The organism is uncultured Bacteroides sp. (assembly GCF_947632445.1).
Taxonomy (GTDB): domain Bacteria; phylum Bacteroidota; class Bacteroidia; order Bacteroidales; family Bacteroidaceae; genus Bacteroides.
Window position 1 is genome coordinate 1 of sequence record NZ_CANRPM010000102.1, and the last position, 6248, is coordinate 6248.

A 6248-nucleotide genomic window follows, 5' to 3' on the forward strand; every position below is an offset into this window, starting at 1 on the left:
GTCAAAGACCGATATGATTCAAGTGAACCGAATTTATTTAATTTTTAACCTTGTCCATTTTTAGTGGACAGTAGTGGTATTTCAATGTTTATTGTAACAAATTTGTTGTATTCGGCTGCTGGTGGTTGCCGTATGCGACTCCCACCTGACGGGCTGCGTCTATGCGCTGCTTTTCCGGTGATACAGAGTCGTCATACGATTTTAAGTTTCATATCGCTTATATCTTAATTTCCAAATATCTGTCCCAGTTTTTCGATTATGCCGTCAGTCTCAAGGTCGCGACGCAATTTTCGTTTGTTTAAGGATACGATAACTTCTGCACGATACTCTTTCTTTATTTTGACTATCTTGACTATCTTGATGTTGTTTTTAGCCTCTTCCGTTATGTATTGCTGATACTGTTTAGATTGAAAAAAGTTGTCAAAGTACGCGATTTGTTCCTCCGACAGCGATTTGGACTTCAACAACGGCGTCTGCGCCGGATTTCTGCCTGATGCAGTGCTTCCTCTGAAAATAACGCCATACACGGCACACTCCGCAGCGACATCTGCGGCGATTTGCGGGTCTTTTATGTCGCAGACAACACGATAGAGGAATGCTTCATTTGCACCGACTCCTGCAGATTCTATTTGAAATTTGTATGGTATCTCTTGTGAATGGGCGATTCCGACTCCGTATATCAAGAAAAACAAAGTAACGAAATATTGTTTTATCCTCATAATCATTGTACATCTTGCGGCTAACTCTTTGGTAGAGTTAGTCTTCGGGGACAAATGTACGATTTTAATTTCATATTCGTTCACTTAGATAAAAAAATTTTTTGTCTTGCTTTTTTCATGTATCGGTCTGTTTTTGTTGGGATATTGTTTGCGTTCCATACCGTCCTGCCTTGTGATGATTGGCAACAGATACTGTGTCGGATTTTCGGGGTACTTATCGACAATCTCCTGCATCGACCGCTCCCAGCGAATCGTAAGCTGCTGTCCGGTCTTTTTGCGGATATAGGTGATGTAGCCGTTCGCAAGGTCTTTCTTGCGCAGATAGGCCAGATCGATGGATGACATACCGCGCAGGTAAAAAATAGAACATAGACAAGGTCGGGCTTGTCTGTCAGCTCCAACTCTTTGATTCGCCGAATCTCTTTGATTGTTATCGCTCGTTTGGCTGTTTTGTCTACGCCTGTATATACCCGTCGGAAAGGGAGGATTTGCTGTGCCAGTCTTTCTTCGACCGCGCGGTTGTAAATGCAACGAAGAATCCGCATATAGAAGGAGGTCGTATTGCGACTCAAACATTTAGACCGCATATAACTCTCGTACTGCTCAACCATATCGGCATCGAGCCTATCGAAGTCTAAATCGACACCGTTGCGGAACCGCATAAAACTGTACAGTGTCTGCTGATATGTTTCGCCGGTGCGTACTCTCCCGAGTTTTTTCGTGCGCTCCGACTGACGACGCATATACTCAAAGACGGTCGTTTTGTCCGACACAGATTTATCTGACCATGTTGGAAAATTCGGTGATAGACAATGCAAATAAGGGAATTTTGGAGTCGCTGCGTTGTATTGTCTCTATGTAAGAGTGAATACAAACGGACGCACAAAAGTACAACTATAATTTCATTCACCAAATAAAACGCAATAAAATTTTTCTTTGAAAAATGCCCCCCCCCGATTTGAAATCGCTGAAATACAGTCATTTGTAAAATATTACCCTAAAAATGTTTTTTCGAGGAGCATAGAGGCGACAGAGAAAATCGTGATTGTCGCGAATACCCCGAAAGGGAGGTTTGTTTTGCAAAGCGTTGAAAAAGTTTTACAAATCTTGGATTTATATTACACTATAACAAAATGAATCAGGTAATTACAAAAATGTATTCACTCTTACAAAGAATACATACAGAAAGGCGGCAAGAGTCGGCGCGAAAAGAAAGGCGAAAACTTGTTTCAGGTCGGCTCGAGTCGCAAGATGCTCGAGAGGAATGAAAAAGCTGGGGAAAAGGTGGAAAATCCAAACTTTTTTCGGTTATTCGCATAACTGCAAGGTTTACAATGAAATGTAACATCTTGCAGGATTAGTAAAATTGCCTTTTAGGAAGAAATGGTCGTCGGGAATAATGAAGCGGAAAGACATTGGTATGCCATGCGAGACCTCTCGCGGAGCAATTCCAAAATACCCGCTTATAAAGTGCTTGCAGAAATGCAGTACGAGCTGTTCACCCCGATAATACGAAAAGTGTTTGTCGAGAAAGGACGACGGATAAGCCGAGAAGTCCCGTGTAACCGAATCTGCTTAATGGAATAATATCATGCATTAGAACCCATGTGCAGGAATGAGGCAGAAACCAGAATTTACTCATATTATTAGGAATTAAAAATATATCTTCCTCACACAGATTTTTTTTACAATAACGCGGAAGAAAGACATTGTAATAGTAAAAATCATTTGCGCTCCAAGTACAATTATTCCGAGACAGTTTTATTACTTCGCAACCGCTATTTTCAATTGCTGAGCATAATAGGGATATTGTTTTGCCTATTCCGGTATATTTATCTTCAGCATATGTGTATTCAACAAAGACTTTTCTCATGTTTTTTGTTATATATTAAAAGTTTAATCAACACAAGAGCTACTAAAATCAACAAATTGTTCATAAAAAATCCGACAACAACTGTTGCAATGTCTCCGTTAACAAAACCCGCAAAAGTTCGGATAAATTGGAGATAAAAATATATTGACAATACTGATGTTGTATCGAGACTTTTATCTACGATCGACAGTAAGATTCCCACCAGCATCATTCCCAAAATTATTCCTGTAATCCCGAAATTCAGATACAATTCTCCAATATAAGATATCCGTTCTCCAACCCGTATGTGAGTATGATTATGAAATTCTTTAAAATAATTGCCGGCAGTCAAATATTTGTCTTTATCTGGTAATATGGTTCTCGGGATAGGAAGCGTCAAGATAGGAATTAACGTACTACCATGCAAATACGTATTTTCTTTTGTCATGTTAAATACTTCTACATAATTGTCAAATTCTACGGAAGCCTCTGAGGCTATTATACCTCCCAATATTATCCAGTCTCCCATACTTTTGATTCTCATTGCCCCCATAATACCGGCAAGAGCTATGATTAGAGAACAAATTATCAGGAATTGTTTAAGTGTGGCCTTTTTGACACAAACAAAATAAATAATCCACATTGAAAGAAGATATCCAACCATCCCCCCTCTATCCACATTTAATAAGAATAAACTAATAATGCCAATTAGGAAAACCCACAAAAAAGATGAATGCATACGATTTTTCAAACAAATGATGATGTAGAGGAATGATAAATTTATAAGACTCTCAATAATAGCTTCAAATAAGCCAAGATTCTTCCCGACGTCAGCTCTAGCCGATTGATGATAATTTTCGATAAGGACGGGTATATTTCCCATTAAACCCCAAAGAAGAAATGTAAATAGGCATATTACTAAAAGAAGGATATACCACTTCATTTGGGGATTATCAAACATTTTTTTTAATCGAATATTTTTGGAAAAAGATATTTTTAACCGTATAAATCTTTTACCGAAAGAATAACTCAAAAGAAATATTATTACGGCAATGATAGAATACAATAAAGAGATTCTTATTAAACCATCAGGGTGTTCAAAAACGCCAATGCCTAAATACTGCCGCAACTGATACGTAAAAAAGCCTATTCCATGTAGCAAAAAAAAAGAAAGTAGGAAAAAGTATTTGCCATAAAAAACATTAAGTGTACCGGTATAAATATAATCTTTTAACAGACCTCCCAGACACAAAAAAAAGAGCGCAATTATATACAGCCCACAACTAAAGTCGAATGATAGGATTTCGAATGACAAAAAGAAGATTGTCAATATAATAAAGAAATACCTATTACGAATTCCGTTTGTGTGAGAGAATTTAATATCAGATTTTGATATCATCTATTTTTAAATATAAATCCCAATAATTATCTTCTATTTTTTTAGAGCGCCCTATATTTCCTATGAAAAAAGCCATTCTGTTCAGCAAATTTCGTATAGGTCTAATTATTAATCTTTTCCTGCAAGGTGGCGTTTCGCTCACATAAACTAATTGACGTTCATGAATCTTCAATTTATTTTTTATACAATACACCGGTAACAATATTTCTCCTATAAAACCGTATAATCGTTTATAAGAAGTATATTCAATCGGTCTAATGTCTTTTTCTAATTTTTCAAGGATAGTGAACAACCAATTACAGTATTCGGAAAAGTGAATCCAATCCATGATAAACATATTAAAGCCAGTACGGTAATTTCCCATCAGATATTTCTCCAAAACAACAGCATAGTCTGGAAAATATTTAAGAACAATTTTATACAATATATAAATGTCTTGCGCTAAGACTGTATTTTGAAAGTCGAATTTGACAGAGTAGGGGAGATAATTAAAACTTGGGAGAATCACCTCTCCACGCCTTAATTTTTCTTTTTTCACTTCCGACTTGCTCAGATATATATTATTCCTCCATACATTTTTTACGGTACGGCTTTTACTATTGAAATTGAAATATCTCCTATAATGGCAGAGACCGATATAATCGACATTTTTGAGATTTTTCCATGCCCAATACAAGGCTGTCAATTCACAATAATAGGGATTTTTGGCGCTGATATTATCCCCCGTATCATCGCCCTGAATGCCCAAGTCGTATTTGCTTATCGCCTTACCGCACTGAATGGGCATATACACATCGTCGCTCAACCACTCTCCGGGCTTATGGCAGCATACCAAAATCTTTACAACAGGAGTATTCATAGTTCCATTTTTAATGCATTTTCGATGACGGGCGCCATATCGTAGTATTTGTATTCGGCGAGGCGGCCGCCGAAGACGACGTTCGGTTCCTGTGCGGCAAGGGCGCGATACTGTTCGTACAGCGCCGTGTTGCGGGCATCGTTCACAGGGTAGAACGGCTCCATGCCGTCACGCCATTCAGTTGAGTATTCCCGAGAAATCACGGTCTTGGGCGTCTTGTAAACGTCGTCGCCGAACATCTCGAAATGTTTGTGTTCGATGATGCGCGTGTAGGGCACTTCGCGCGAGGTGTAGTTCACCACCGCATTGCCCTGCCAATTCGGCGTGTCGAGCGTCTCGGTCTCGAACCGTACCGTGCGGTATTCCAATCGGCCGAAACGATAGTCGTAATATTCGTCGATTTTCCCCGTGAACACGATTTTCTCCGCCACCGATTCCCAATGCGTCCGGTCGGCAAAGAAATCCGTGCCGGTCTTTACCTCTACGCCGTCGAGCAGTCGTTCAATCAGTGCATTATAGCCGCCGATAGGAATCCCTTGATAGGCATCGTTGAAATAGTTGTTGTCGTACACGAACCGCACGGGCAGCCGCTTGATGATAAATGCCGGCAGCTCCGAGCAGGGGCGTCCCCACTGTTTCTCGGTGTAGCCTTTTATCAATAACTCGTAAATGTCGCGGCCAATCAACGATATTGCCTGTTCTTCGAGGTTGCGAGGCTCGGACACGCCTTGCCGCCGCAGATCGTTGAGAAAAGCCGCACGCTGCTCCTCGATTTTTGCTTTCGCCTCGTCGGGTGTCGCCACGCCCCACATCCGGTAAAAGGTGTTCATGTTGAACGGCAGGTTGTAGCGCCGTCCGTCGGGCGCCACAGCCACCGGACTGTTCGTGTAGCGGTTGAACGGCACGAGGGAGTTCACAAAGTCCCATACCTCCTTGTTCGAGGTATGAAAAATGTGTGCGCCGTATTTATGTACGTTGATGCCCTCGATGTTTTCGCAATAGACGTTGCCGCCCGTGTGGGGGCGTTTGTCGATGACAAGGCACCGCTTTCCCGCCTGCCGCGCCCGCCACGCGAACGTCGCCCCGAACAGCCCCGAGCCGACGATAAGGTAATCGTAAGATTTCATTGCTGTTGTTTCCGTACTCTATCCGTAAGAAAATCATGAGCCAAATAAAGTGGCCATGAAACAAAGAACTTACATTTATTTTTGGAAACTACAAAAATCGAGTAATTCATTGAATGACAGAAGCAACTAAATGCTGACAGAGGCGACAGGTTACGATTTGGTTACATACAGACTGCATCGCATTTCAGTCATTTGCACATGTCAAAATAACTCTTTGGACAAAAGTATATCAAAATAATCGAAACGCAAAGGATTCGCTGCATAAATTCATTGCGAATTGAAAAATTATCTG

The 6248-nt window shown here is 40.6% G+C and carries 5 protein-coding genes and 1 pseudogene; all 6 read right to left on the bottom strand.

Annotation, left to right across the window (positions count from 1 at the left end; all coding sequences use genetic code 11):
- Positions 1 to 224: 224 nt before the first annotated feature.
- Positions 225 to 803: a hypothetical protein gene (locus Q0Z70_RS12715; protein WP_298075087.1), complete on the bottom strand. Its 579-nt coding sequence runs from the start codon at positions 801 to 803 to the stop codon at positions 225 to 227.
- On the bottom strand, positions 804 to 1064 hold the full coding sequence (locus Q0Z70_RS12720) for a hypothetical protein (RefSeq protein WP_298075095.1): 261 nt from the start codon (positions 1062 to 1064) through the stop codon (positions 804 to 806).
- A 206-nt stretch (positions 1065 to 1270) separates the two neighbouring features.
- A pseudogene (locus tag Q0Z70_RS12725) lies at positions 1271 to 1462 on the bottom strand (phage integrase SAM-like domain-containing protein); the annotation flags it as partial.
- 1110 nt (positions 1463 to 2572) lie between these two features.
- Complete coding sequence (locus Q0Z70_RS12730; RefSeq protein WP_298075089.1) at positions 2573 to 3970, bottom strand: O-antigen polymerase; 1398 nt, start codon at positions 3968 to 3970, stop codon at positions 2573 to 2575.
- On the bottom strand, positions 3954 to 4829 hold the full coding sequence (locus Q0Z70_RS12735; RefSeq protein ID WP_298075091.1) for a DUF4422 domain-containing protein: 876 nt from the start codon (positions 4827 to 4829) through the stop codon (positions 3954 to 3956). Before Q0Z70_RS12735 ends, Q0Z70_RS12730 begins: the two co-directional genes overlap by 17 nt.
- The gene (gene glf / locus Q0Z70_RS12740; RefSeq protein ID WP_298075094.1) at positions 4826 to 5956 is read right to left on the bottom strand and encodes a UDP-galactopyranose mutase; all 1131 of its coding nucleotides are present in this window, start codon (positions 5954 to 5956) and stop codon (positions 4826 to 4828) included. The genes Q0Z70_RS12735 and glf overlap by 4 nt, the downstream gene beginning before the upstream one ends.
- Between the last annotated feature and the right edge of the window lie 292 nt (positions 5957 to 6248).